At 70.5% G+C, this 22811-nt stretch carries 23 protein-coding genes; 11 read left to right on the forward strand and 12 right to left on the reverse strand.

What is annotated here, in order from left to right:
- Positions 1-2: 2 nt before the first annotated feature.
- Both MFF04_RS09010 and MFF04_RS09015 read right to left on the reverse strand, forming a co-directional pair.
- On the reverse strand, positions 3-575 hold the full coding sequence (locus MFF04_RS09010; RefSeq protein WP_238275197.1) for a recombinase family protein: 573 nt from the start codon (positions 573-575) through the stop codon (positions 3-5).
- A 952-nt stretch (positions 576-1527) separates the two neighbouring features.
- Positions 1528-1704 (reverse strand): hypothetical protein, encoded by a 177-nt coding sequence (locus tag MFF04_RS09015; protein ID WP_238275198.1) that lies wholly within the window; start codon positions 1702-1704, stop codon positions 1528-1530.
- Between the two features lie 624 nt (positions 1705-2328).
- Here MFF04_RS09015 and MFF04_RS09020 point away from each other — a divergent pair.
- The 3 genes from MFF04_RS09020 to MFF04_RS09030 all read left to right on the forward strand — a co-directional run bounded on the left by MFF04_RS09020 (position 2329) and on the right by MFF04_RS09030 (position 3725).
- On the forward strand, positions 2329-2706 hold the full coding sequence (locus MFF04_RS09020; protein ID WP_238275199.1) for a hypothetical protein: 378 nt from the start codon (positions 2329-2331) through the stop codon (positions 2704-2706).
- A 188-nt stretch (positions 2707-2894) separates the two neighbouring features.
- Positions 2895-3137, forward strand: coding sequence for a DUF6894 family protein (locus MFF04_RS09025; RefSeq protein WP_238275201.1), 243 nt, complete (start codon positions 2895-2897; stop codon positions 3135-3137).
- Between the two features lie 129 nt (positions 3138-3266).
- Positions 3267-3725, forward strand: coding sequence for a hypothetical protein (locus MFF04_RS09030; RefSeq protein ID WP_238275203.1), 459 nt, complete (start codon positions 3267-3269; stop codon positions 3723-3725).
- A gap of 25 nt (positions 3726-3750) precedes the next feature.
- Here MFF04_RS09030 and MFF04_RS09035 read toward each other — a convergent pair whose 3' ends face one another.
- On the reverse strand, positions 3751-4815 hold the full coding sequence (locus MFF04_RS09035; protein WP_238275204.1) for a zinc-binding metallopeptidase family protein: 1065 nt from the start codon (positions 4813-4815) through the stop codon (positions 3751-3753).
- Between the two features lie 243 nt (positions 4816-5058).
- Here MFF04_RS09035 and MFF04_RS09040 point away from each other — a divergent pair, with 243 nt between their 5' ends.
- Positions 5059-5211 (forward strand): hypothetical protein, encoded by a 153-nt coding sequence (locus tag MFF04_RS09040; RefSeq protein WP_238275205.1) that lies wholly within the window; start codon positions 5059-5061, stop codon positions 5209-5211.
- 34 nt (positions 5212-5245) lie between these two features.
- Here MFF04_RS09040 and MFF04_RS09045 read toward each other — a convergent pair whose 3' ends face one another.
- Positions 5246-5518 (reverse strand): hypothetical protein, encoded by a 273-nt coding sequence (locus MFF04_RS09045; protein ID WP_238275206.1) that lies wholly within the window; start codon positions 5516-5518, stop codon positions 5246-5248.
- Between the two features lie 181 nt (positions 5519-5699).
- Here MFF04_RS09045 and MFF04_RS09050 point away from each other — a divergent pair, with 181 nt between their 5' ends.
- Positions 5700-5891: a hypothetical protein gene (locus MFF04_RS09050; RefSeq protein WP_238275207.1), complete on the forward strand. Its 192-nt coding sequence runs from the start codon at positions 5700-5702 to the stop codon at positions 5889-5891.
- A 3-nt stretch (positions 5892-5894) separates the two neighbouring features.
- Here the strand turns inward: MFF04_RS09050 and MFF04_RS09055 are convergent, their stop codons facing one another.
- Positions 5895-6338, reverse strand: coding sequence for a DUF488 domain-containing protein (locus MFF04_RS09055; RefSeq protein WP_238275208.1), 444 nt, complete (start codon positions 6336-6338; stop codon positions 5895-5897).
- Between the two features lie 193 nt (positions 6339-6531).
- Here MFF04_RS09055 and MFF04_RS09060 point away from each other — a divergent pair, with 193 nt between their 5' ends.
- Both MFF04_RS09060 and MFF04_RS09065 read left to right on the forward strand, forming a co-directional pair.
- Positions 6532-7380, forward strand: coding sequence for a glycoside hydrolase family 25 protein (locus MFF04_RS09060; RefSeq protein WP_238275209.1), 849 nt, complete (start codon positions 6532-6534; stop codon positions 7378-7380).
- Positions 7381-7546: 166 nt separating this feature from the next.
- Positions 7547-8344, forward strand: coding sequence for a Crp/Fnr family transcriptional regulator (locus MFF04_RS09065; protein WP_238275210.1), 798 nt, complete (start codon positions 7547-7549; stop codon positions 8342-8344).
- Positions 8345-8380: 36 nt separating this feature from the next.
- Here the strand turns inward: MFF04_RS09065 and MFF04_RS09070 are convergent, their stop codons facing one another.
- Entirely contained in the window at positions 8381-10420 is a 2040-nt protein-coding gene (locus tag MFF04_RS09070; RefSeq protein ID WP_238275212.1) for a methyl-accepting chemotaxis protein, read from the reverse strand.
- Positions 10421-10768: 348 nt separating this feature from the next.
- Here MFF04_RS09070 and uvrA point away from each other — a divergent pair, with 348 nt between their 5' ends.
- The 3 genes from uvrA (at position 10769) to MFF04_RS09085 (ending at position 16063) form a co-directional block, all read left to right on the forward strand.
- Positions 10769-13900 (forward strand): excinuclease ABC subunit UvrA, encoded by a 3132-nt coding sequence (gene uvrA / locus MFF04_RS09075; RefSeq protein ID WP_441338606.1) that lies wholly within the window; start codon positions 10769-10771, stop codon positions 13898-13900.
- 453 nt (positions 13901-14353) lie between these two features.
- Complete coding sequence (locus MFF04_RS09080; RefSeq protein WP_238275214.1) at positions 14354-15313, forward strand: transporter family protein; 960 nt, start codon at positions 14354-14356, stop codon at positions 15311-15313.
- A 183-nt stretch (positions 15314-15496) separates the two neighbouring features.
- Complete coding sequence (locus MFF04_RS09085) at positions 15497-16063, forward strand: fasciclin domain-containing protein (RefSeq protein ID WP_238275216.1); 567 nt, start codon at positions 15497-15499, stop codon at positions 16061-16063.
- 74 nt (positions 16064-16137) lie between these two features.
- Here MFF04_RS09085 and MFF04_RS09090 read toward each other — a convergent pair whose 3' ends face one another.
- Both MFF04_RS09090 and MFF04_RS09095 read right to left on the reverse strand, forming a co-directional pair.
- Positions 16138-16854, reverse strand: a complete 717-nt coding sequence (locus MFF04_RS09090; RefSeq protein ID WP_238275217.1) for an anti-sigma factor — start codon at positions 16852-16854, stop codon at positions 16138-16140.
- Positions 16851-17399 carry a sigma-70 family RNA polymerase sigma factor gene (locus tag MFF04_RS09095; protein WP_238275219.1) on the reverse strand — a complete coding sequence of 183 codons (549 nt, stop codon included), beginning with the start codon at positions 17397-17399 and terminating at the stop codon, positions 16851-16853. The genes MFF04_RS09090 and MFF04_RS09095 overlap by 4 nt, the downstream gene beginning before the upstream one ends.
- Positions 17400-17551: 152 nt before the next feature.
- Between MFF04_RS09095 and trmFO the strand changes: the two genes are divergently transcribed.
- Positions 17552-18979, forward strand: coding sequence for a methylenetetrahydrofolate--tRNA-(uracil(54)-C(5))-methyltransferase (FADH(2)-oxidizing) TrmFO (gene trmFO / locus MFF04_RS09100; RefSeq protein WP_238275221.1), 1428 nt, complete (start codon positions 17552-17554; stop codon positions 18977-18979).
- Between the two features lie 6 nt (positions 18980-18985).
- On the opposite strand, the gene MFF04_RS09105 is transcribed toward trmFO, so the two are convergent.
- From MFF04_RS09105 to MFF04_RS09120, 4 genes are all read right to left on the reverse strand, one after another.
- Positions 18986-19513: a GNAT family N-acetyltransferase gene (locus MFF04_RS09105; RefSeq protein ID WP_238275223.1), complete on the reverse strand. Its 528-nt coding sequence runs from the start codon at positions 19511-19513 to the stop codon at positions 18986-18988.
- A 152-nt stretch (positions 19514-19665) separates the two neighbouring features.
- Positions 19666-21384 carry an L-lactate permease gene (locus tag MFF04_RS09110; protein ID WP_238275225.1) on the reverse strand — a complete coding sequence of 573 codons (1719 nt, stop codon included), beginning with the start codon at positions 21382-21384 and terminating at the stop codon, positions 19666-19668.
- A 140-nt stretch (positions 21385-21524) separates the two neighbouring features.
- Positions 21525-22403 (reverse strand): phytoene/squalene synthase family protein, encoded by an 879-nt coding sequence (locus tag MFF04_RS09115; RefSeq protein ID WP_238275226.1) that lies wholly within the window; start codon positions 22401-22403, stop codon positions 21525-21527.
- Entirely contained in the window at positions 22400-22792 is a 393-nt protein-coding gene (locus MFF04_RS09120; protein ID WP_238275227.1) for an Mth938-like domain-containing protein, read from the reverse strand. The genes MFF04_RS09115 and MFF04_RS09120 overlap by 4 nt, the downstream gene beginning before the upstream one ends.
- Between the last annotated feature and the right edge of the window lie 19 nt (positions 22793-22811).

Genomic DNA, 22811 nt, shown 5'->3' on the forward strand with positions numbered 1-22811 from the left:
CATCAACTGGAAATAGTACCTTCGCCCTTCGCTCCGCTTAGCACCCGATGCACCGAACCCTTGCCGATGCCCATCTGCTCCGCGATCTCGCCCATGCTGAGCCCTTGAGCGGACAGCCCCCGTATCTCATCGGCGCGGAGCCTCACGGTCGGCTTGCGGCCCTTGTAGGCCCCTTCCGCCTTGGCCTTGGCAATCCCCTCCCGCTGGCGCTCCAGCATCATCTCCCGTTCGAACTGCGCCACACCCCCGAGGACGTTCAGCATCAGCCGGCCGGTGGGCGTCGCGGTGTCTACGCCGAGGTTTACGATGCGAAGCGCCACGCCCTTGGCCTCCAACGCCTCGATGATCTTGCCCACGTGGACGACGCTGCGGGCCAGCCTGTCGAGCTTGGTCACCACGAGGGTGTCACCCTGGCGGGCGAACTCCAGGGCGGCATCGAGCTGACACCGAGGGGCCACGGAGGAGACCTGTTCCTTGAAGACCTTCTCGCACCCGAGCGCGGCGAGGTCCCGGAGCTGGGCATCGAGCCCGGCCTCCTGTTCCAGGGTCGAGGTGCGGGCGTAGCCGATGAGCATGGCGGGCGGTCCGTTCGTTCCAGTAGGTTCTAGGAAGATAGACCATGGCTCGTTCCGAAACGCAAGACCACTCTTCTGGAACCGCTACGGATGCCTCTTGGAACGTTCCGCTGGAGCAGGCCCTACTGGGACGGGAAGGCGCGGGAACGGAACGGCTAGCCTGAACCCAAGGTTGGCCCCGTGTCACGAACCTTGGGAGGTTTCCATGAAAGCCGCAGTGTTCGCCATCGCTGCTACCTTCGCGCTCGGCACCGCAGCCTACGCCGCCGAGGGTAGCCCTGCGACTGGCTCCGGGACGACGCGCTCCGGGACCATGAACAGCACCGGCCCGAACGATGCCGGCTCGGGCTCCTCCCCCGGTGCGGCGGGAAGCGGTCCCTCGACGGGCGACAAAAGCCGGTCGGGCACGTCCAACAGCACGGGCGCCAACGATGCGGGCTCAGGGTCAACGCCGGGGGCTGCGGGTGGCGCGAGCGGTGGCCGCTAGGTCGGACCACTGACGGCATCCTGGGGACGCCCGGCTGCATCCTCCGGGCGCCCTCGCGTACCTCATCTCGTGCACCTGGGCGCGATACCGCGCGGGGTACTGGGCGCGCGTCTGGCCGGGGGGCACGGGGGGAAATCCGCTTTGCCAATCTGTCGATGCCTCCACGGATTTTTCGGGTAAAACCTAGGGACCCCCTTAGCGGCCTTGACGGTCACATTCCGCTCTCACACAATATGACCAAGCGTTGTCCATAAGTCATTGTTCTGGCTTAGAGTACGTCGTTCCGTGGAGGTTCGAGTCCTCTTGGCCGCACCAACTCGTTCGAGTTGGTGTTTTCGTTCTGAGATCCGATGATCCGGCGCCCGAGCCGGCCGGGTTTTGGCAGAACCTTTTGCAGACGATCTTCGCCAACGATGGCGCCTGTATGCGCGATGACGCGCGGGCCGGCCTGCTCGCCGGCGTGGCCTAGCGCTTCGCGGACGGACGCTTGGTCTTGGCCTTGCGCTTTCGTGCCGCCTTCTTGCCGGTGACGGCCCTGCTCATCTCCGCGACGGCTGCGCGCTGCTGACGGCGCATCGCGGCCGTCGCCATGCCCATCCACCATCCGGCGGCGCGGTTCGCGGTGGACAGCCACAGGCTCATCGCGGGATTCTTCATCGCAGCCGCCTCGATCCGTCGTCGGCGGGTCAACGCCGCTCGCACGCTTTGGCTGCGTGCCGATCGGTCGACCGCAGAGGCTCGAGAACGCTCGATCTCGTCGATGAACCACCTTCGCGACGACCTGTTGGCCCGATCCGGGAATTGATGAGGTGAAATCCTCGGCCCCGCCTCAAGGCCGGTTCGCGGATGAGACGCCATGGTTCTCGAGATCGCGGGTTCGATCGGATCCGGCCTGATCGGCGCAGGCGTCGGGCTCCTCGCCTTCGTCGGCGGCGCAGACGGCGCAGAAGGCTGGGGATTGGGTCCCGGCCCGCCACAAAGGCGGCGCCTACCGGTTTTCGGGTGTCATCCAGAGCGTGTCCGGAGATCGGGTCGTGATCGCCTACAACGACGGCGACGAGGAGCCACCAGGACCGGCGGCTGCCGCTCCAAGGAGAGGCTTCGCCCGCCGCACGCCCCGCGCGGCGAAGCTGAACGGTTCCTGTCCGCGTCCTTCAGCCTCGCGCAAGCCGCGCTCTGCGAGGGTGTGTCCGTGGCCGCCCGGCGGCCATTCCGCAGGAGGCGGCGGCTCCGGTTGTCGCCCCGGTGAGAGACAGGAAAACGGTCATGCGCAACATCGCTCTCCTCTCGGCCGCCGCGCTCGTCGCCGGCGGTCTCGTGACGAACTCGGCCGCGCAGGCGCGCGACGGCGGCGCGATCGCCGCCGGCGTCATCGGCGGTCTGGCGGCCGGCGCGCTCCTCGGCGCCGCGGTCTCCGAGTCCCGCGCCGCCCCGGCCTACGGGTACGGCTACGACTACGTCCCTCCGCCGCGGCCGATCTACCGGCCGGCGCCGGTGGTGCGGGTGGAGGAGTACGAGGCGCCCGTCTACGAGACCCGTCGCGTGGTCTCCTACGAGCGCGTGCCGGTCGGCTACGGCTACCGTCCCGCCCCGGTGCGCTGGCACCGCGACTGGGATCGCCCCTACGGATACGGCGGCTGGTGAGCCGTCGCGCGATCCGCTCCCGCGATGCCGCGTGCGGCGCGCGGGAGCCTCGGGCGCCCTGAGGGCGTGGTCCGCCGCCCGATCGTCGCGCCCCCTCGACGGCACGTGACCGTGATGCTTATTCCGTATTCATAAGGTTATCGAAATGCTAAGGGCGTGGGATATCGTCCCACCTGAAATGGCCCGAAATGCCGCGGTTCTTCATTGATCTTCATGACGGCTCGAACTTCGTCAAGGACACGGAAGGGTTCGATCTGCCCGACCACGCGGCTGCGCAGGAACGCGCCATCCGCATTATGGCGAAGATCGCGCAGGGGTTTCCGGGCACTGCCGAGCGCGAGGACTACCTCGCCGCCATCCGCGACGCGGACGGCCGGGTGGTGATGCGCGTCCATCTCTCCCTCGACGTCGAGCGCATCGAGACCGCCTGACCGCTCGCACGCCGGCGCGGACACGAACCCGCGAGCGGCTTGTGGGCGACGCCGCCGGCCTCTGGCGCAGGCGCCGGCCGCGCGCCTAGGATCGGATGTCCGCCGATCCGGCGGCGAAGGGAGGCCTCGATGTCCCGCGCCCCGCTCCTGTCCTGTCTCGCGACCGGTCTCGCCGCCGGCCTCGCGCTCGGCCTCGCCACGCCGGCGAGCGCCCTCTCCGCGCAGGATTGCTCGGCGAAGTATCAGGCTGCCAAGAAGGCCGACACCCTCAAGGGCCAGAGCTGGAACGACTTCCGCAAGGCCCAGTGCGGGGATGCCGCCGCGGCCGAGCCGGCCGCCGCTCCCGCCGCCAAGGCGGCCGCGCCGGCCACGCCCTCCACCACGCCCGCCGTCGCCGGCAGCGCCGTCTATCCGAAGGCGGTCGATCCGAAATACGCCAAGGAGAGCGCCGGCAAGGGCCGCCAGAAGACCTGCCTCGACCAGTACAATGCCAACAAGGCCGCCGGCGGCTCCGCCAATGGCGGCATGAACTGGATCCAGAAGGGCGGCGGCTACTACGCCGAGTGCAACAAGCGCCTCAAGGTCTGAGGCGCTCTCCCTCCGATGCGGCCACCTACCCTTTCACCTGCCCGTGGACGAGGCGGTGGATGAAGCCGAGCTTGGCGATGACGGCGGGCGAGAGCACGAAGGGGTAGAGGTCCCCCTGCCCCATCGCCCGTGAGACGCTGTTCATCGCGAAGACGAAGGGCAGCCAGGCGGCGACGATCTGGTCGATGCTCACGGCGGCGTAGGGGTCGAAGTCGATGCGCGCGGCGAGCCCGCCCTCCGCGTCGAGAAGCGGCTTCACCTCCATGCCGAAGGCGCTCGCCATCTCCAGCGTGTCGACGATGTGGAGGTAGTGCGCCCAGGTCTCGGCGAAGTCCTCCCAGGGATGCGTGGTCGCGTAGGCCGAGACCGAGTGCTGCTGCCAGTCGGGCGGCGTGCCCTCCTCGTAGTGGCGCTTGAGGGCGGCCTCGTAGTCCTGGCTGTCGTCGCCGAACACCGCCCGGCAGGCGTCGAGGAGGCCGGCGTCGCGCACCAAGAGGTCCCAGTAGTGATGGCCGACCTCGTGGCGGAAATGGCCGACGAGGGTGCGGTAGGGCTCGCCCATGCCGCGCCGGCGCGATTCGCGCTCGGCGTCGTCCGCCTCGATCAGGGCGATGGTGATGACGCCGTTCTCGTGGCCGGTCATCACCTTCGGTCCGTCGGCCTCCGGCGGGTCGGAGAGGAAGTTGAAGATCAGCCCGTGCTCCGGGTCCTCGGCGCGGGTGGCGAGGGGCAGGTTCCAGCGCAGCAGGGCGTAGAAGAGCTGGTGCTTTGCGAACTCCATCAGCCGCCAGCGCTCGAGATTCTCCGGCGTGCTCACGTCGGGGATGATGCCGTTGTGGCGGCAGGCCCGGCAGAAGGGCTCGCCGCTCTCGGGCGGCGTCAGCCAGTTGCAGGCGTCGTGCGCGGCGTTGGCGCAGAGGAAGCGCGTGGGGCCGGGGGCGGCGAGTGCCGTCCAGCCGTCGCCCGAAGGCTCCAGTGCCGAGAGCGCGTCGATCTCCGGCAGGTAGGCCAGACGGTGCCCGCAGCGCCCGCAGGTGCGGTTCTCGAAATACAGGACGTTGCCGCAGGATTGGCACTGGAACAGCTTCATGGGGGTCCCCGTCGGATGGCGCGTTCGGCACCGCCATGCATCGACCGTGCTCAATCCGAGTCGTCTTCTCCGGTTCCGAAAGAGGCCGGCCGCCGACGGGAACGAATGTCAGGCTCGGCCGTCATCCCTGAGAGCGGGTCCGCGTTCATCGCCGAGAACCCGCTGCGGCAGGGAGCGCGCCGAGCCATGCAGACTCTCGTTTCGACGCCGAGCCCCGGACCGTTCCACGGAACTCTCGTTCCGATGGACGCGACGGAGGACGATTTTCCGGATTTCGGTCGTCCGGACACGTGGCGGTCCGTCACGGCCGTCGACCGGCCCGACGCGAATATCGGCCGCCCGGCCTGGCACGAGCGGGCCAAGCGCATGCCCGAGGCGATCTCCCGGCGGCTCTGAGCGAACAGGGGGTCACGCGTCGCGCTGCAGCCCGTCACTTCGGGCCGCAGCCGATGCAGATCCCCTTCTGGATGCCATCATCCTTCTTCTGCATCTCGGTCCGCTCGGGCGTGCCGCGCTCCGTGCCGCCCGCGCCGGCCGGCGGCATGGTACGTCCGACCGTGGAGGTGTTTGGCGCGGTCGAGGTCGAGGCGGGACCGCCGCCCGTGCCCGTCGACGCGGCGGGCTGGGCGGACGCGCCCGCGATGCCGAGGACCAGCGTGAGGGCGAGACCGTAGGGCGGAATTCGAAGACGGGACTGGATCACGGAGGGGCCTCCTGTTCACGGGGCCAACGTGCCGGAGGCGGGGCGGTTCGCGGCCCCGTCCGTTTCGGCCGCGAGGCAGCCCGGCGCGGAAACCGTCCGGTAATCCTCGCCCGCCAAGGATCGGCGCATGGAGACACCGATTCCCCCCGCCCGAGCCCAGGTCGCCAGAACGGCCCCGGTCATGAGCAAGGACCAGCTCGCCGTCGAGCTGAAGCGCCTCGCCTCGGTGCAGGTCGCCGACATCACCCGCGCGGTGAAGGAGGGGCAGAAGGCCATCGCCCTCAACGAGGTGCGCGATCTCGCCCAGCGTCTCGCCCGGCTCGCGGACGCCTTCGCGCCGCCGGCCGCGGAGCCCGGCCGCGACGCCGCCTGAGGTTCAGCCGAACAGGTCGATCGTGGTGAAGCCCCGCGGCGCCAGCCGCTCGGCGAGGACGCGCCGGTGGCATCGCGCCGGATCGCGCTCGAAGCAGAGCAGGCAGGTCGGCGCCTGCGCCGCGGTTACTGCCAGCGCGTCGAGGGCGAGGTCGCCATCGGCGGTATCGAGCACCTCCTCGCAGTAGATCCTGCGCATCAGCGCGGCGTCATCGGCGCGGGCCGCCTCGCGCCCGGCCTTCGGCGTGCCGAGCGTCCGCAGATGCGTGTACCCGAGGCCGGCCTCGGCGAGGCCCGCCGCGAGCACGCCCTTCGAGAAGCCGCGCTTGCGCGAGTTCGCGACCGCGCGGACGTCGGCCAGCACCAGGACGCCGGCCGCCTGAAGCGCGGCGACGAGCCGCTCCTGGTCGAGCCCCTCGTAGCCGATGGTGAACAGTGTGTTGCCCATGGGTTCTCCGTCGAAAAGGCGTGTCCCTTCAGCGGGATGTTAGGAGGTGATGACGCGCCGCGCGAGGGCGATGTCGCTGGCCTGCAACAGCGATCGGAAATCCGCCGCAAAGCCGTCAAAGCTCTGTTAACCGCCTCGGGGGCATCGATGGGCCCAGGTAATGTGGCGTACGGGAAGAGCGGGCCTGGCATCGATGTCGCAGACGCACGCACGGCACGCGCCGGCCCGGACGTTCGGCGCCCTCGCCCGCAAGCTCGCGGCGGCGGCTCTGCTCGCCGGCCTCGCCGCCTGCGCCTCCAACAACGATTTCTACCCGACCAAGGGCGACGTGAAGCCCCATCCCGGCGTCGCCAAGGCCAAGCGGCACCCGATCCACGGCATCGACATCTCGAAGTGGCAGGGCCCGATCGACTGGGCCTCCGTGCGCGGCGCCGGCACCCAGTTCGCCTTCATCAAGGCGACCGAGGGCGGCGACCACGTCGACGAGCGCTTCCGGGAGAACTGGGACGGGGCCGCCCGCGCCGGCGTGCCGCGGGGCGCCTACCACTTCGTGTTCTGGTGCCGCTCGGCCCGCGAGCAGGTGGAGTGGTTCAAGCGCAACGTGCCCGCCGACCCGAGCGCCCTGCCGCCGGTCCTCGACGTCGAGTGGAACGGCCACTCGCAGAAATGCCCGAAGCGCCTGCCCAAGGCCGAGGCGCTCGCCATGATGCGGGTGATGCTCGCCGAGATGGAGGCCTACACCGGCAAGCGGCCGATCATCTACACCGACATCACCTTCCACAAGGACGTGCTGGAGGGCGAGCTGCCCGACTATCCGCACTGGCTGCGCTCCACCGCCGCTGAGCCGGAGCAGCGCTTCGCCAACCGCCAGTGGATGCTCTGGCAGTTCACCTCGACGGGGCGCGTGCCTGGCGTGCGCGGCGACGTCGACCGCAACGCCTTCTACGGCACGCAGGCCGAGTGGGCCTCGTTCCTCGCCACCGACTGCGATCCGCGCGTCCACGGCGTGCTGTCGCGGCAGGGGCTCTGCACCGGCAAGTAGCCGCCGGGCGCAACCGCGGCGTGCATTCCGGTCGCCGGACGGCCCCGAATCCCCGGACGAGAATTTTTTCCCTGCGGAATCTTTTCTTTGATGTCTGATAATGAACAGACCGCCGTCGCGGCCGTAGTCTAGGGAGACCGCGAACCAACGCAGAACACTCCCGCCGATGTCCGTTTCCGTTTCGCAGATGGAGGGCAACCTCCTCCTGAAGTCTCTCCATGCCGACGATCGGGCGCTCCTCGCCCCCCATCTCGACCTTCTGACGGTCCGGAAGGGCGACACCCTGTTCGAGACGGGCAGCGAGGTCGGGGCGATCCACTTCCCCTGCGATCAGGCCGTGGCAACCCTGCTCATCGCCATGCGCGACGGCCGCACGGCGGAAACGGCCACCATCGGGCGAGAAGGGGCGGTCGGGGGCGTCGTCAGCGACGGCAGCCTCCCGGCCTCGACCCATGCGGTGATCCAGATCCCCGGCCCGGTCCTGCGTATGGAGGCGAGCCGGCTCCAGGAAGTGCTGCAGCAGGCGCCGGCCCTGCGCAACCTCTTCACCCGCTACTCGGACTGCCTGCTGGCGCAGGTGCTCCAGTCGGTCGCCTGCAACGCCCTGCACCCGATCGAGCAGCGCTGCCTCCGCTGGCTGCTGACGCTCCAGGACCGGATCGGCTCCGAGGCGCTGCCGGTGACGCACGAGCTTCTCGCCGCGATGCTCGGCGTGCAGCGCACCTATCTGACGCGCATCCTGCGCACCCTTCAGGAGAACGGCCTCGTCTCGGTGGGGCGGGGGCGCATCACCATCGTCGACCCGAGCGAGGCGGAGAACGCCGCCTGCGAGTGCCACGCCACGGTGAAGCGTCACTTCACCAGCGTGCTCGGGGCGGTCTACGGCGCGCAGGGGCGGATCGTGGGCGTCGAGCCGCCGCGCGATCCCGCCCGCGGCGGCGCCCGCGTCGCGCGCGGGCGCTGAGGCCGGACGCGGGTCCGGCGTTCCGAGGGGCCGCGCTCAGGCGGCCCGCACGGTTCCGAGGAAGCGGTCGAGCTCGTTGCGCAGGGCGCCGGCCTGCTGGGACAGCTCGCTCGCCGCCGAGAGGACCTGCTCGGAGCCGCTGCTCGTCGTTCCCGCCGCCTGTGCGACGCCGGCGATGTGGCTCGACACGGCGCGGGTGCCCTCCGAGGTGCGGGCGGTGGTCCGGGCGATCTCGCCGGTCGCGGCCCCCTGCTCCTCCACGGCCGCGGCGATGTCCCCGCCGATCCGGGCAAGACGCTGGATCACGCTGACGACGCCGCCGATGCCCGCGACCGAGGCCTCGGTGGAGGCGGTGATCTCGCCGACCTTGGCGGAGATCTCCTCCGTCGCCCGCGCCGTCTGGCCGGCAAGCTCCTTCACCTCCGAGGCGACCACGGCGAAGCCGCGGCCCGCCTCCCCGGCGCGGGCCGCCTCGATGGTGGCGTTGAGGGCGAGCAGGTTGGTCTGGCCGGCGATCGTCGAGATCAGGCCGACGATCTCGCCGATGCTGGCGGCGGCGGTCGCGAGCCTCTGCACCTCGCCGGCCATGGCCTGCGCGTCGCGCTCGGCGGTCGCGGCGAGGTCCGCCGAGCTCGTCACCTGGGTGCCGATCTCCTGCACGGAGGCCGAAAGCTCCTCGGTCGCCGCGGCGACGGTGTCGGCGGAGAGCGCGGCCTCCTGCGAGGCACCGGCGACGCTCTCGCTGAGGCTGGCGACGTCCTCGGCGGCGCGGGACATCTCGCGGGCGGACGCCTCGAGTTCCGTCGCCGCCGCCGAGACGGCGCCGACGATGCCCCCGACGCGGCTCTCGAAGGCGTCCGCGACGGCGTGCATCGCGGCGCGCTGGGAACTGGCGTTGGCCTCGGCCATCCGCTCCTGCTCCGCTCGGATGCGGCGGCGCTCGACGACACTGTCGCGGAAATCGACCGCTGCGGCGGCGATGGCGCGGACCTCCTGCGGGCCGCCCTGGGGGATCGCGACCTCCGTCTCGCCCCGGCCGATGGCGGAGAGCGCCTGGGCCATGCGGGTGAGCGGCCGGGCGATGGCTCCGCCGAGGCCGACCGCGAGCGCGCCCGACAGGCCGAAGATGCCGAGGCCGAGCACCGACCACAGCATCAGGCTGCGGTCGGCGGCTCCGCGCAGGGTCGCGGCCTGCTCCACGAGCGCCGTGCCGAGCCGGTCCTCCACGCCCTTCAGGGCGTCGATCCGCTTGGTGGCGAGGCCGAACCAGGCCGGGCCGTCCCGAAAGGCGAGGGCCTCGCCGGGCTGGGTGCCGAGGGCGAGCGTGCGCAGCTTGGCGATCTCCTGGGCGGCGGGCACCGCTTCGGCGGCCTCCAGCGCGGTGACCTCGCCGGCCTCCGCCCGCAGCCGGAACCGGCCCTCGTGGATGCCCTGCGCCGCGACGAGGTTCGAGAAGCGCATCAGGCCGGGAAGCTCGAACCGGCCGGCGGCGAAGGCGGCGGAGCCGACGGCCCGCTCCTGTCCCGCGGCCTCCTTGAGGGCGAGAAGGGAGGAGTAGGCGGCGACGCGGTTGGCGATCCCGACGTCGCGGGTGATGGTCGCCATCTCGCCGATGATTCCGAGCCCCTGCCCGATCAGGCCGGTGTAGAAGGCGATGACCTGGGGAGGCGTAACCGTGAGGGCGTCGACGGCCTGACGCTGGGCGGCGATGCCGGCGAGGGCCGCCTCGAAGGCGGTGCTGCGCTTGGCGAAGCCGTCGCCGTAGGCTCTCGCCTCCTCGCCGATGCCGGTCAGGCCCTTCAGCACGGCGTCGGTGCGGGCGCGCTGGGCGGAGAGCTCCTCGCGAAACTGCGTGCCTTTCGAGCCGAGGAACAGGCTCGAGGCGCCCCGCTCCCGTTGCGCCTCGTGGATGAAGGCGCTCAGCCGGGCCGCCAGCCCCGCGAGCTTCTCGACGCCAACGAGCTCCGTCCGCTGCGATGTCTTGTCGACGACGGCGATCCCCGAGACCGCTGCGAAGGCCAGGCAGGGCGCCAGAGCGACGGCCAGGATCCGGCCCTTGAGTGAACGGAACAACATCGGCAAATCGAGTCCTCGGACGACAATCATGCCCCCGGGGCTGGTGTTGCGGATTGCGAGTTACAGTTCGGTTTACTCTGGGTTGAACGTATTCATATACGATCAATAGAATACTATTTATGCATGTTCTGATGAGTTTTTGTGCAGGCAGGCGCGCTTTCGGGCGCGTCGATCGAGCGTCCTGGCGCCGCCGGCCCGCATTGGATTTCCGCGGCCCATCCTTACATCCTGCGTGAGGTCTCACGCAGTGCGCCGAACGGTCGCCGGACGTGTTGCCGCTGTACCATGTTTGTTCTAGCAGAGGTCCGGATCGCGCCACGGGTCGCGGGACGGCGGGGATGCGCGCGCATGGCGGGAGCCAAGGTCACGGCAGGAGCCAAGATGGCGAGAGCGAAGACGGCGGCGGGCCGGGCGCGGGATGCGTCGGCGGAGGACGACGCCATCGGCCGCCTGGAGCGGATGTTCGACGGGGCGCGCGTCATCTCCGTGCGCGGCGCCCGCGAGCACAACCTCAAAAACGTCGACCTGACGATTCCCCGCGACAAGCTCGTGGTGTTCACCGGCCTCTCGGGCTCCGGCAAGTCCTCGCTCGCCTTCGACACGATCTACGCCGAGGGCCAGCGGCGCTACGTCGAGTCGCTCTCGGCCTATGCCCGCCAGTTCCTCGAGATGATGTCGAAGCCCGACGTCGACCAGATCGACGGGCTCTCGCCGGCGATCTCCATCGAGCAGAAGACCACCTCGAAGAACCCCCGCTCGACGGTGGGCACCGTCACCGAGATCTACGACTACATGCGCCTGCTCTGGGCGCGGGTCGGCATCCCCTATTCACCCGCCACCGGCCTGCCCATCGAGAGCCAGACGGTGAGCCAGATGGTCGACCGGGTTCTGGCGCTGCCGGAGAAGAGCCGCCTCTACCTGCTCGCGCCCGTGGTGCGCGGCCGCAAGGGCGAGTACCGCAAGGAGATCGCCGAGTTCCAGAAGAAGGGTTTCCAGCGGCTGCGGATCGACGGCGAATACTACGCCATCGACGACGCGCCGAAGCTCGACAAGAAGCTCAAGCACGACATCGACGTGGTGGTGGACCGCGTCGTGGTGCGCGCCGACATGGCCTCGCGCCTCGCCGAATCCTTCGAGACGGCGCTGGAGCTCGCCGACGGCATTGCCGACATCGAGTTCGCCGATGCGCCGGAAGGCGAGGCGCCCAAAAAAATTACCTTCTCGTCGCGCTTCGCCTGTCCCGTCTCCGGCTTCACGATCCCCGAGATCGAGCCGCGGCTGTTCTCGTTCAACAACCCGTTCGGCGCCTGCCCCGCCTGCGGCGGCATCGGCCACGAGATGCGGGTCGACGCCGATCTCGTTATCACCGACCCCGCCCTCACTCTGAAGCGGGGCGCCGTCGCGCCCTGGGCGAAGTCGACCTCGCCCTACTACGAGCAGACGCTGGAGGCGCTCGCCCGCCACTACGACTTCAAGACGAACGTTCCCTGGTCGGCGCTGCCGGCGAGCGCGCAGATGGTGGTCCTCTACGGCACCGGCCAGGACCGGGTGCGCTTCGACTACAATGACGGCCTGCGCGGCTACAGCGTCACCAAGGCCTTCGAGGGGGTGATCCCGAACCTGGAGCGTCGCTACCGGGAGACCGAGAGCGAATCCTCCCGAGAGGATATCGGCCGCTTCATGAGCGCCACCCCTTGCGCGGCCTGCGGTGGCAAGCGCCTCAAGCCCGAGGCGCTCGCGGTGAAGGTCGCGATGCAGGACATCGGCGACGTCACCGCGCTCTCCGTGCGGGACGCGCATCGCTGGTTCGGGGAGCTGGGGCCGAAGCTTACGGACAAGCAGAACGAGATCGCGGTGCGCATCCTCAAGGAGATCCGCGACCGGCTCACCTTCCTCGTCGATGTCGGGCTCGAATACCTGACGCTCGCCCGCGGCTCCGGCTCGCTCTCGGGCGGCGAGAGCCAGCGCATCCGCCTCGCCTCGCAGATCGGCTCCGGCCTGACCGGCGTGCTCTACGTGCTCGACGAGCCCTCGATCGGCCTGCACCAGAGGGACAACGAGCGTCTGCTCGGCACGCTGAAGCGCCTGCGCGACCTCGGCAACTCGGTGATCGTCGTCGAGCACGACGAGGACGCGATCCTCCAGGCCGACTACGTGGTCGATGTCGGCCCCGGCGCGGGCATCCACGGTGGCGAGATCGTCGCGCAGGGCACGCCTGCCGAGCTTCTGGCACACCCGGACTCGATGACCGCGAAGTACCTCACCGGCGAGAGGAGCGTGCGCATGCCCGCCGCCCGCCGCAAGGCGCGCCGGGGGACGCTCCGCCTCGCGGGCGCGCGCGGGAATAACCTGAAGGACGTCACCGTCGAGATCCCGCTCGGCACCTTCACCTGCGTCACCGGCGTCTCGGGAGGCGGCAAGTCCACGCTCGTCATCGACACGCTCTACAAGGCGGTCGCCAAGAAGCTGAACGGCGCGCTTGAGCACCCCTCCCCCTTCGAGGGCCTCGACGGGCTGGAGAACCTCGACAAGGTCATCGACATCGACCAGTCGCCGATCGGGCGCACGCCGCGCTCGAACCCCGCGACCTACACCGGCGCCTTCACCCCGATCCGCGACTGGTTCGCGGGGCTGCCCGAGGCCAAGGCCCGCGGCTACCAGCCGGGCCGCTTCTCCTTCAACGTGAAGGGGGGGCGCTGCGAGGCCTGCTCCGGCGACGGCGTCATCAAGATCGAGATGCACTTCCTGCCGGACGTCTACGTGACCTGCGACGTCTGCAAGGGGCGCCGCTACGACCGCGAGACCCTGGAGGTGAAGTACCGCGGCAAGTCCATCGCCGACGTGCTCGACATGACCGTCGAGGAGGCCGCCGAACTGTTCAAGGCAGTGCCCTCGATCCGCGAGAAGATGGAGACGCTCGCCCGCGTCGGGCTCGAGTACGTCCGCGTCGGCCAGCAGGCGACGACGCTGTCCGGCGGCGAGGCGCAGCGGGTGAAGCTCTCCAAAGAACTCTCGAAGCGCGCCACCGGCCGCACCCTCTACATCCTCGACGAGCCGACCACCGGCCTGCACTTCCACGACGTCGCCAAGCTGATGGAGGTGCTCCACGAGCTCGTCGACCAGGGCAACACCGTCGTGGTGATCGAGCACAACCTCGAGGTCATCAAGACCGCCGACTGGGTGATCGACATGGGGCCGGAGGGCGGCGACGGCGGCGGCACCGTGGTCGCCGAGGGCACGCCCGAGCAGATCGCTGCCTCGGCCGCGAGCCATACCGGCCGCTTCCTGCGCGAGGTTCTGGCGCGGCGCCCCGCCGGACCGGCGGCGGCGAAGACGGCGCCGCCGCGCCGCGTCGCCGAGGCTCCGGCGGAAACCGGTGCCGCCGCACGGACGGCAGGCGGCGAGAAATCCCCGCCCGGCAAGAAATCCCCACCCGGCAAAATCCGACCAGCTGGGAAGAATCGTGCAGCCGCCGTCTGAGGCCTGATTCGTAGGCACCGATGGGCGATTCCAGCGCCCGGCCGGCCCGGATGCGGTCGCCGGGACCGCGGCGGGCGCCTCGGAAAGCCGGGCGCGCCTGCGCGATGGTCGCCGTCGACTTGCGCAATCGTCCCATCCGCCGGCGGCGCCAAGGGACTGTCACACTTGAAAATTCGGTGGCGGGCAATGCTTCGTGCCCGTGCTCGGGTGCTGTGTTGCGCCGCCGCAAGAATGCGGCTTTTCAGCAACGGTGCTTCCGGAAGCGCCGTGAATGCAGGCAACCCGCTGTCATTAAACGGGCAGGTGTAGAATAGTTCTCGACGTTGAGACTTGAGGCCCGTTCGTAAAGGGGGCGCTCGGCGAAGGTTTGGAACGGCGGTCGAGAACGACCTCGGCAACCCATCGCAGGACGCACGGGGCGAACGGCTGAGATCCTTGGGAAGGAACGATAACATGATGAAGACCTGGCTCACCGCCGGCGCGGTGGCGCTCTCCGTCGGCATGTCCGCGACGGCCGCCTTTGCCCAGACCACCACCGTCCCCGGCGAGCAGGTCGGCCTTGCGGTCGGCGCGCCGCTGCCCGAGGGTGTGTACGCGATCAACACCTTCACCTACCGCAGCCCGGACGGCCCGAACGCGACCTCGGTCGACACGGCCGTGAACGTTCCGATCCTGCTGTGGTCGACCCCGTGGCAGATCCTCGGCGCGCGCGTCGAGCTCGCCATCGCCCCCCCGACCGTGTTCACCTTCAACCGCGCTGCCGGTGGCCGTGACACCTCGATCAACGTCGGCACCTTCGTCGGCGGCATCTTCGCCTGGGATCTCGGCAGCAACGTCGGCATCAGCTACCTGGCCGGTGTCTACCTGAACGAGGCCAATGCTGGCCGCGGCGGCGGCCTGCCGATCCTGGCCTCCAACACCTACCGCCAGGGCGTCGCCATCAGCTACACCGGCGACGGCTGGAACCTGACCGCGAACCTGACCTACAACTTCTACGACGTTCCGGCCCGCTTCAGCGGCCGTAATGGCATCCCGGGCTTCTACGGCGCCCAGTTCCCGTCCGACGCCCTCAACCTCGACCTGACCGCGACGAAGAAGTTCGGCAAGTTCGAGATCGGCGCCATCGGTTACGGCACCACCAACCTGCCGAACGCCCGCGTCCCCGCTCTCAACGGCGGTGGCCGGTTCGCCCTCGGCGGCCTCATCGGCTACGACTTCGGGCCCTTCACGGTCCAGGCCTGGATCGCCCGCGACGTCGTGACCACCGCCCGCCAGACCGTTCTGGTCGCCGGTCTCCCGGTCGTCACCAACCGCGAGGCCTACTCGACCGAGGGCTGGTTCCGCGTCGTGGCCCCGCTCTACACCCCGGCCGCCGCCGCTCCGCCGCCGGCCCCGCTGGTCCGCAAGTACTGAGAACCAAGCTTCGGGCCGGCATCCCCGGCCCGAATCGCTCCGTCGAGGCCGTCCATCGCAAGATGGGCGGCCTTTCGCGTTCCGGCCGCCCTTTCCTTCGCACGAGCCGAAACTTTCCTCCGGGCGCGCCCGTAACCGCCGCCAGCAGCGCGCGTCCCGCGGGCTCGCTTGAGAGGAAATGCCATGCTCGGATCGTTCACCCGCCGCCTCGGCGCCCATGCCGCCATCGCCGCGCTCGGCCTGTCGCTCGCCGCAGCTCCCGCGCTGGCCAAGAACCCGATGGTCGGCGGCGCGCCGATGTATGCCAGCAAGACCATCGTCGAGAACGCGGTCAACTCGAAGGATCACACCACGCTCGTCGCCGCGGTGAAGGCCGCGGGCCTCGTCGAGACGCTGAGCGGCCCCGGCCCCTTCACGGTGTTCGCGCCCACCAACGCCGCCTTCGCCAAGCTCCCGCCGGGCACCGTCGAGACGCTCGTGCAGCCGCAGAACAAGGCGACGCTGACGAGCATCCTCACCTACCACGTCGTGCCCGGCACCCTGACCGCGCGCGACCTGATGGCCGCCGTGAAGGAGGGTGGCGGCCAGGCGACGATCAAGACCGTGCAGGGCACGCCCCTCACCGTCACCAGCCGCGGCAAGAAGGTCTACGTGACCGACGCCAAGGGCAACACCGCGACCGTGACCATCGCCAACGTGATGCAGTCGAACGGCGTCATCCACGTCATCAACGGCGTGCTCCAGCCCTGATCGGTCCGAACGGAACCGTCCATCGCCCCGGCGCCGTGTGCGCCGGGGCTTTCTCGTGAGCCGGGCGAGGCGCGCTACTCGCGGATCAGCTTGCCGGAGTAGATCACGGGCCCCGTCGGCAGGCCCGTCGGGGAGCCGCCCGGCGGCTCGACGGAAACGGCGAAGCTCCCTTCGCCGCCTCGGGCGGTGCCGACCGGCAGGCTCATCCGCTCGGCCTCCGACCCGATCACGCCCATGGGCTTCGGCCCACCCTCCGCGCCGACGAACCAGAGCTGAAGCGCCCGGCCCGCGGGCGCCGTCGCCGCCACGGGGCGCACCTGAACGCTGCCGGTCGCCGTGTCGAGGCTGACGATCAGCGCCGGTGCCTCGCCGGCCGGGGTCACGACGGCGACGTAGCGCGCGCCGCCGGTCTCGGGCCGGCGGGCGAGATCGAGCCCGAGGGTGATCGCCAAGCAGGCCGCCGCGATCGCCGAAGCGAAGGCGGCGAGCCTCCAGGTCCGCACCTGCCGCGACAGGGCCGCGACGCGGTTGTCGTTGGCGGGCATGGGGGCAGGCATAGGGGCTGGGACGGGGGATGCCGCGAGCGCCGCCGCGATCCTGTCCCAGACGCCGGACGGCGGGTCCGCCGCCGGGACCGCCTCCGCGAGCGGCGTCAGCCGCGCCTCCCAGGCGCGGACCTCGGCGCGGGCATGGGGATCGGCCGCGAGGCGCCGCACGAAGGACGCTCGCTCCTCGGGCGAAAGCGTGCCGAGCACGTACTCGGCGGCGGCGAGATCGTCGGGATCGCTCATGCGATCGCTCCGAGACAATCCTTGAGGGCGGCCAGCGAGCGGTGCAGCCAGGTCTTCACGGTGTTGACGGGGCTGCCGAAGCGCTGCGCCAGCTCCTCGCGGGAGTAGCCCTCGCAATAGGCCAGCACGACGCAGTCCCGCTGCCGGGGCTCCAGCCGGGCGAGGCACGCGGAGAGCGCGTCGCGATCGAGGAAGGACCGCTCTCCGTCGCTCGGATCCGCCAGCCGTTCCAACCAATCCTCCTCGTCCGGGGCGGGCGCCTGCGTCGCGTCGCGACGGCGCACCGAGTCGATGGCGCGATTGCGTGCGATCGCGCAGAGCCAGGAGAGCGCGCGGCCTCCCTCGGGCCGGTAGCCACCCGCACTCTGCCAGACCGCCAGGAACACCTCCTGGAGCACGTCCTCGGCCGCGCGCCTGTCCCGTTGGATACGCAGGATCACCCCGAACAGTTTCGGGCCGGCGCCATCGTAGAGCGCCCGCAGCGCCGCCTGATCGCCGCTCGCGACAGCGCCGAGAAGGCGTGCGAACTCGTCGTCTCCGCTCACGGACGCCACCTGCGCTCCCCCGCCCGTACCGATCTTCCGCTCGGCTTCGCGCGCTTTTTAACCAGCATTCGCACGCCGAGTCATATCCCGCCTCGCGGATGCGGCCCGCTCGGCGCGTTGATCGGGCCGGCGGCGGGGACTATCCCTGCCCGATGACGAGCGCGCGCGAACCCATCCATGTCGTCGGCGGCGGCCTTGCGGGGTCCGAGGCCGCCTGGCAGCTCGCCGGGGGCGGCCATGCCGTGATCCTACACGAGATGCGCCCCGAGCGGCGCACCGACGCCCACCGGACGGACGGGCTGGCCGAGCTCGTCTGCTCGAACTCCTTCCGCTCCGACGATGCCAACGGCAACGCCGTGGGCCTGCTGCATCAGGAGATGCGCAGCCTCGGCTCGCTGATCCTCGCCTGCGCCGACCGGCATCAGGTGCCGGCCGGCGGCGCCCTCGCCGTCGACCGCGACGGCTTCTCCCGGGCCGTGACGAAGGCGCTCGAGGACCATCCGCTGGTGACGATCGCCCGCGGGGAGGTCGAGGGCCTGCCGCCGGAGGAATGGGGGCCGTGCATCGTCGCCACCGGCCCCCTCACCGCCCCGGCGCTGGCCGAGGCGATCCGCGGGCTGACGGGGGCGGAATCGCTCGCCTTCTTCGATGCCATCGCGCCGATCGTGCATCGCGACTCGATCGACATGGGCAAGGCTTGGTTCCAGTCCCGCTACGACAAGGCGGGGCCGGGCGGCTCGGGGGCGGACTACATCAACTGCCCCCTCGATCGGGAGCAGTACGACGCCTTCGTCGCGGCTCTCGTGGCCGGCGAGAAGACGCGCTTCAAGGAGTGGGAGGCCTCGACCCCCTACTTCGACGGCTGCCTGCCGATCGAGGTCATGGCCGAGCGCGGCCCCGAGACGCTTCGGCACGGGCCGATGAAGCCCGTCGGCCTCACCAACCCGCACGACCCGACCGTGAAGGCCTGCGCCATCGTCCAGCTCCGCCAGGACAACGCGCTGGGCACCCTCTACAACATGGTCGGCTTCCAGACGAAGCTGACCTACGGCGAGCAGACCCGCATCTTCCGCACGATCCCGGGCCTGGAGAACGCCGAGTTCGCGCGGCTCGGGGGCCTCCACCGCAACACCTATCTCGACAGCCCCCGCCTCCTCGACGCAGGGCTGCGGCTGAAGGCGCGGCCGTCCTTGCGCTTCGCCGGGCAGATCACCGGCTGCGAGGGCTACGTGGAGAGCGCCGCCGTCGGGCTGATGGCCGGCCGCTACGCGCTCGCCGAGGCACGGGGGCAGGCGCTCGATCCCCTGCCGCAGACCACGGCCCTCGGGGCGCTGCTTGCCCACATCACCGGCGGCCACATCGCCGTCGAGGACGAGGGGACGCCCCGCTCCTTCCAGCCTATGAACGTCAACTTCGGCCTCTTCCCGCCCCTGGAGCGGGCGCCACGCAACGAGACCGGCCGGCGCCTGCGCGGCCCTGAGAAGGCGGCGCTGAAGAAGCGGGCCCTCACCGACCGGGCGCGGGAGGATCTCGCCGCCTGGATGGCGGCGCAGGGCGTGCTGCCGGCGGCCGCGGAGTAGGCCCTCTCACGTTCCTTCGAGGGCGAGCACGCGCCGGCCCGGCCGGTGGCCCTCGGCGCCGGTCTCGTGGAAGCCGAGCTTCGTCAGAAGGCCCCAGGAGGCGGTGTTCTCGGGCCGGCACTCGGCGAGCACGCCCCGCTTCGGGAAGCGCTGGCGCAGCGCCACCAGAACCCCCGCCACGGCCTCCGTGCCGTAGCCGCGCCCCCGCGCGGCCCCGCCGATCCAGTAGCCGATCTCGATCGTTCCGGGACCGCGCAGATGCGCTCCGACGACGCCGACCAGGGTGCCGTCCTTCCGCGCGCGGGCACCGAGGAAGACGTCGGTGCCCCGCCGGCCGCTGGCGATGAGTCCCTGCGCGTCCTCGAGGGTGAAGGGGGCGGGCAGGAAGTCGACGGCGCCGGTGATGGCCGGGTCGTCGGTGAGGCGGCGCAGGACCTCGGCATCCTCAGCCGCGAGGGGTCGAACCGTCAGGCGCAGGGTCTCGACCGGCGGCAGGTCTGCGAGGCTGTCGGGGCGCGCGCGGCGGAAGATCATTCTCGAACAGGTGGGGCGCCGGCCGCGGGCGTGTAGGCACGCCGGCGACGCGCCTTTCATCCCGGGAGGCCGTCCCAAAAACGCAAGCGCCCCCGGACCGGGGTCCGAGGGCGCGTCTTGGTGGGCGAGCCGGCCGGACGGCCGGCGCGCGATCAGGGATGGATGACCATCTTCGTGAAGGGCGAGACGTAGGCCTGGAGCATCACCAGGCCGCCCACGAGGCTCGCCAGCACGATCGAGTGCCAGAACACGAAGCGCAGGATCTTGCCTTCCTGGCCGAAATAGCCGGTGGCGGTCGAGGCCACGACGATCGACTGGGCGTCGATCATCTTGCCCATGACGCCGCCCGAGGAGTTCGCCGAGGCCATCAGGATGCCGGATAGGCCGAGCTGCTCGGAGGTGATCTTCTGCAGACCGCCGAAGAGCACGTTCGAGGCCGTGTCCGAGCCCGTCAGCGCCACGCCGAGCCAGCCGAGCAGGGTCCCGAAGAACGGGTAGAGGATGCCCGTTCCGGCGAAGGCGAGGCCGAGGGTGGCGTCGACGCCCGCGTAGCGGGTGAGCACGCCGAGCGCCAGCATCGCGGCGATGGTGATGAGCGAGTAGCGCAGCACCCAGATCGTCTCGATGTAGGCCTTGAACAGGCGCGCCGGCGAGAACTTCATGATGAAGCCCGAGATGATCGCCGCGATCAGCACGCCGGTGCCGGTGTAGGACATGTAGGTGAACATGAAGACCGCGGCCTCGGCCTTGGGCTTCGCCTCCACCGGGGGCACCTTCATGATGACGTTGTGCAGGCCGGGCACCTCGTACTTCCAGGTGAAGATCGGGTTCACGATGCCCTTGAACCAGCCGGTGCCCCAGATCGCGACCACCACCGAGAGGATGATCCACGGCACCCAGGCCATCATGATCTCGTGGGAGGAGGCGGTGCGGCCGCCGACATGGACCGGGGGCATGTCGCCGGGCACGCCGGCGCCGAGCGCCTGGGGGCGGTTCCGCTCGAGGTAGCCGATCGAGGGGTCGTTGCCACGCAGCGCGGGCGAGGTCCAGACCTCGGCGGGCTGCCAGAACTTCAGGAACAGCACCAGCGCGCCCATCGAGACCAGCGAGGCGCCGATGTCGACGATCCACGGGTTGACGTAGTTCGAGATCAGGAACTGGGCCAGCGCGAAGGAGGCGCCGCAGACCAGGATCGGCGGCCAGATCTTCATCATGCCGCGGAAGCCCGCGAACACCCAGATCAGCCAGAACGGCACGATCACTGAGAAGAACGGCAGCTGCCGGCCGATCATCGCGCCGAGGATGTAGGGGTCGTACCCCGTCACCGAGGCGAGGCCCTGGATCGGCGCGCCGAGCGCCCCGTAGGCCACCGGCGCGGTGTTGGCGATCAGCGAGAGGCCCGAGGCCGCGAGCGGCGAGAAGCCGAGGCCGATCAGGATGGCGCCCGTCACCGCCACGGGGGTTCCGAAGCCGCCCGCGCCCTCGAAGAAGGCGCCGAAGGCGAAGGCCACGAGCAGAAGCTGGATTCGCCGGTCCGCCGTAATGCCGGCGACCGACTGCTGGAGGATGGCGAACCAGCCCTTCTCCACCGTCAGGCGGTAGAGGAAGATGACGTTGAGGATGATCCAGCCGATCGGGAAGAAGCCCGTTACCATGCCGAGGATGGCGGCGCGGGTGGCGAGGCCCGTGGGCATGCCGAAACCGACGATGGCCACGAGCAGCGCGATGACCAGCGAGAGGACGGCGGCGATATGCGCCTTCACCTTGCCGCTGGCGATCATGCCGAGCAGGGCGATGACCGGGATCGAGGCGGCGAACGTGGACAGCCACACGTTGCCGAATGGATCGTAGACTTGGTTCCAGGTTTCCACGGGCGCGGCTCCTCCTGAGCGGCTCCCTCTTGGCGGGGAGCGGTCAAGCTCTGCTAACAGAGGGCCTTGGGGCGCTCAACGCGATCCCATTCTGAATGCATTGGAAACCGCGGTTTCTGTCTCACCGGTGCGGCGAGGTCTCAGGGGCCCCGCCGGCGCCAGGCGCGCCACAGCCGCCAGGCCCGGCGCCAGCGGGGGATCTCGACGACGCTCGACAGCGGGTCGTATCCGGCACGGTCCATGGCATCGAGATACGCCGGCACAAGAGCGAGCGGCAGGAAAGCGGCGCGGGCGGCGGGCGCGATCGTGTCGCGGGCGGCCTCGTAGGCGGCCAGATGCCGGCGGGCGATGGTCCTCAGCTCCGTGCAGGCGCCCTTCAAGCCCGGTCCGCCGCGGCCGGTGACGATGTCCTCGCGGGTGACCCCGTAGCGGGCGAGCAGGTCGGCCGGCAGGTAGACCTGGCCGGAGCGGGCGTGCCAGGGCAGCGCCCGGAGGAGCCCGGTGAGCCCGTAGGCGACGCCCGCGTGCCCGGCGGCGGCCGCACCGCCCGGCTCGCTGCCGTCGCAGAGCACCAGGGCGCCCAGGCGGAACAGCGCCGAGGCGGTCTCGCCGCAGTAGCCCTCGAGGTCGTTCAGCCTCGGCATCGGGTCGTCGTAGAGGTCGAAGACGCGGGCGTCGATCAGGTCGACGAAGGGGCGGCGGCCGAGCCGGCGCCGGACGATGGCGTCCTCCAGCGCCGCCGCGACGGGGTTCGCCCGCACGTCGCCGCGGGCCTCGCCCTGGAGGGCGTCGCGCCACCATTGCAGGCGGATCTCGCCGGCCATCGGGTTGGAGGCGGCCTCCCGCACCCGCGCGATCGTCAGGCTGAAGGCGGTGAGCGCGAAGAGGTGCGGGCGGAACGCGGCCGGGGCGAACAGCGTCGCGACGTAGCGGTCCGGGTCGCCCTCGCGCACCAGAGCCTCGCAATGGGCGAGGGCGAAGCCGAGGTCCCTGCCGGGGGACGCCGCGCCCTCGCTCACGCGACGGCGATCAGGGCGGCGGCGACCTTGCGGTTCTCCGCCATGAGGATGTTGTAGGTGCGCGCGGCCGCCCCCGTCTGCATCACGTCGAGGCCGATGCCGGCCTCCTTGAGCCAGGCGCGCAGCTCCGCGGGCAGCGGCACGATGTCGAGGCCGGTGCCGAGAAGGAGCAGCTCGACGCCGCCGGCCGCCTCGCGCACCGCCCGCAGGGACGCGCGGTCGATCTCGGCCGCGCTCTCGGGACTCCACGCCTGGATGCCATGGGGCATCGCCAGGATCGAGCCGCGATGCGACATGTCGGCGAAGCGGAAGCCGCCGGCGCCGTAGGTGTCGATCGGGTAGCGGCCGGGGACGAATCCCTGGAGATCGCCGTGGGTGGGCTCGGCCATGCGGCGGGGCTCGATCGCG

The organism is Methylobacterium jeotgali (genome assembly GCF_022179345.1).
GTDB lineage: Bacteria > Pseudomonadota > Alphaproteobacteria > Rhizobiales > Beijerinckiaceae > Methylobacterium > Methylobacterium jeotgali.

Coding starts and splice junctions, on each gene's coding strand:
- MFF04_RS09010 (WP_238275197.1), bottom strand. CDS start 575: ATGCTCATCGGCTACGCCCGCACCTCGACCCTGGAACAGGAGGCCGGG.
- MFF04_RS09015 (WP_238275198.1), bottom strand. CDS start 1,704: ATGAGCCTGTGGCTGTCCACCGCGAACCGCGCCGCCGGATGGTGGATG.
- MFF04_RS09020 (WP_238275199.1), top strand. CDS start 2,329: ATGCGCAACATCGCTCTCCTCTCGGCCGCCGCGCTCGTCGCCGGCGGT.
- MFF04_RS09025 (WP_238275201.1), top strand. CDS start 2,895: ATGCCGCGGTTCTTCATTGATCTTCATGACGGCTCGAACTTCGTCAAG.
- MFF04_RS09030 (WP_238275203.1), top strand. CDS start 3,267: ATGTCCCGCGCCCCGCTCCTGTCCTGTCTCGCGACCGGTCTCGCCGCC.
- MFF04_RS09035 (WP_238275204.1), bottom strand. CDS start 4,815: ATGAAGCTGTTCCAGTGCCAATCCTGCGGCAACGTCCTGTATTTCGAG.
- MFF04_RS09040 (WP_238275205.1), top strand. CDS start 5,059: ATGGACGCGACGGAGGACGATTTTCCGGATTTCGGTCGTCCGGACACG.
- MFF04_RS09050 (WP_238275207.1), top strand. CDS start 5,700: ATGAGCAAGGACCAGCTCGCCGTCGAGCTGAAGCGCCTCGCCTCGGTG.
- MFF04_RS09055 (WP_238275208.1), bottom strand. CDS start 6,338: ATGGGCAACACACTGTTCACCATCGGCTACGAGGGGCTCGACCAGGAG.
- MFF04_RS09060 (WP_238275209.1), top strand. CDS start 6,532: ATGTCGCAGACGCACGCACGGCACGCGCCGGCCCGGACGTTCGGCGCC.
- MFF04_RS09065 (WP_238275210.1), top strand. CDS start 7,547: ATGTCCGTTTCCGTTTCGCAGATGGAGGGCAACCTCCTCCTGAAGTCT.
- MFF04_RS09070 (WP_238275212.1), bottom strand. CDS start 10,420: ATGTTGTTCCGTTCACTCAAGGGCCGGATCCTGGCCGTCGCTCTGGCG.
- uvrA (WP_441338606.1), top strand. CDS start 10,769: ATGGCGGGAGCCAAGGTCACGGCAGGAGCCAAGATGGCGAGAGCGAAG.
- MFF04_RS09080 (WP_238275214.1), top strand. CDS start 14,354: ATGATGAAGACCTGGCTCACCGCCGGCGCGGTGGCGCTCTCCGTCGGC.
- MFF04_RS09085 (WP_238275216.1), top strand. CDS start 15,497: ATGCTCGGATCGTTCACCCGCCGCCTCGGCGCCCATGCCGCCATCGCC.
- MFF04_RS09090 (WP_238275217.1), bottom strand. CDS start 16,854: ATGAGCGATCCCGACGATCTCGCCGCCGCCGAGTACGTGCTCGGCACG.
- trmFO (WP_238275221.1), top strand. CDS start 17,552: ATGACGAGCGCGCGCGAACCCATCCATGTCGTCGGCGGCGGCCTTGCG.
- MFF04_RS09105 (WP_238275223.1), bottom strand. CDS start 19,513: ATGATCTTCCGCCGCGCGCGCCCCGACAGCCTCGCAGACCTGCCGCCG.
- MFF04_RS09120 (WP_238275227.1), bottom strand. CDS start 22,792: ATGGCCGAGCCCACCCACGGCGATCTCCAGGGATTCGTCCCCGGCCGC.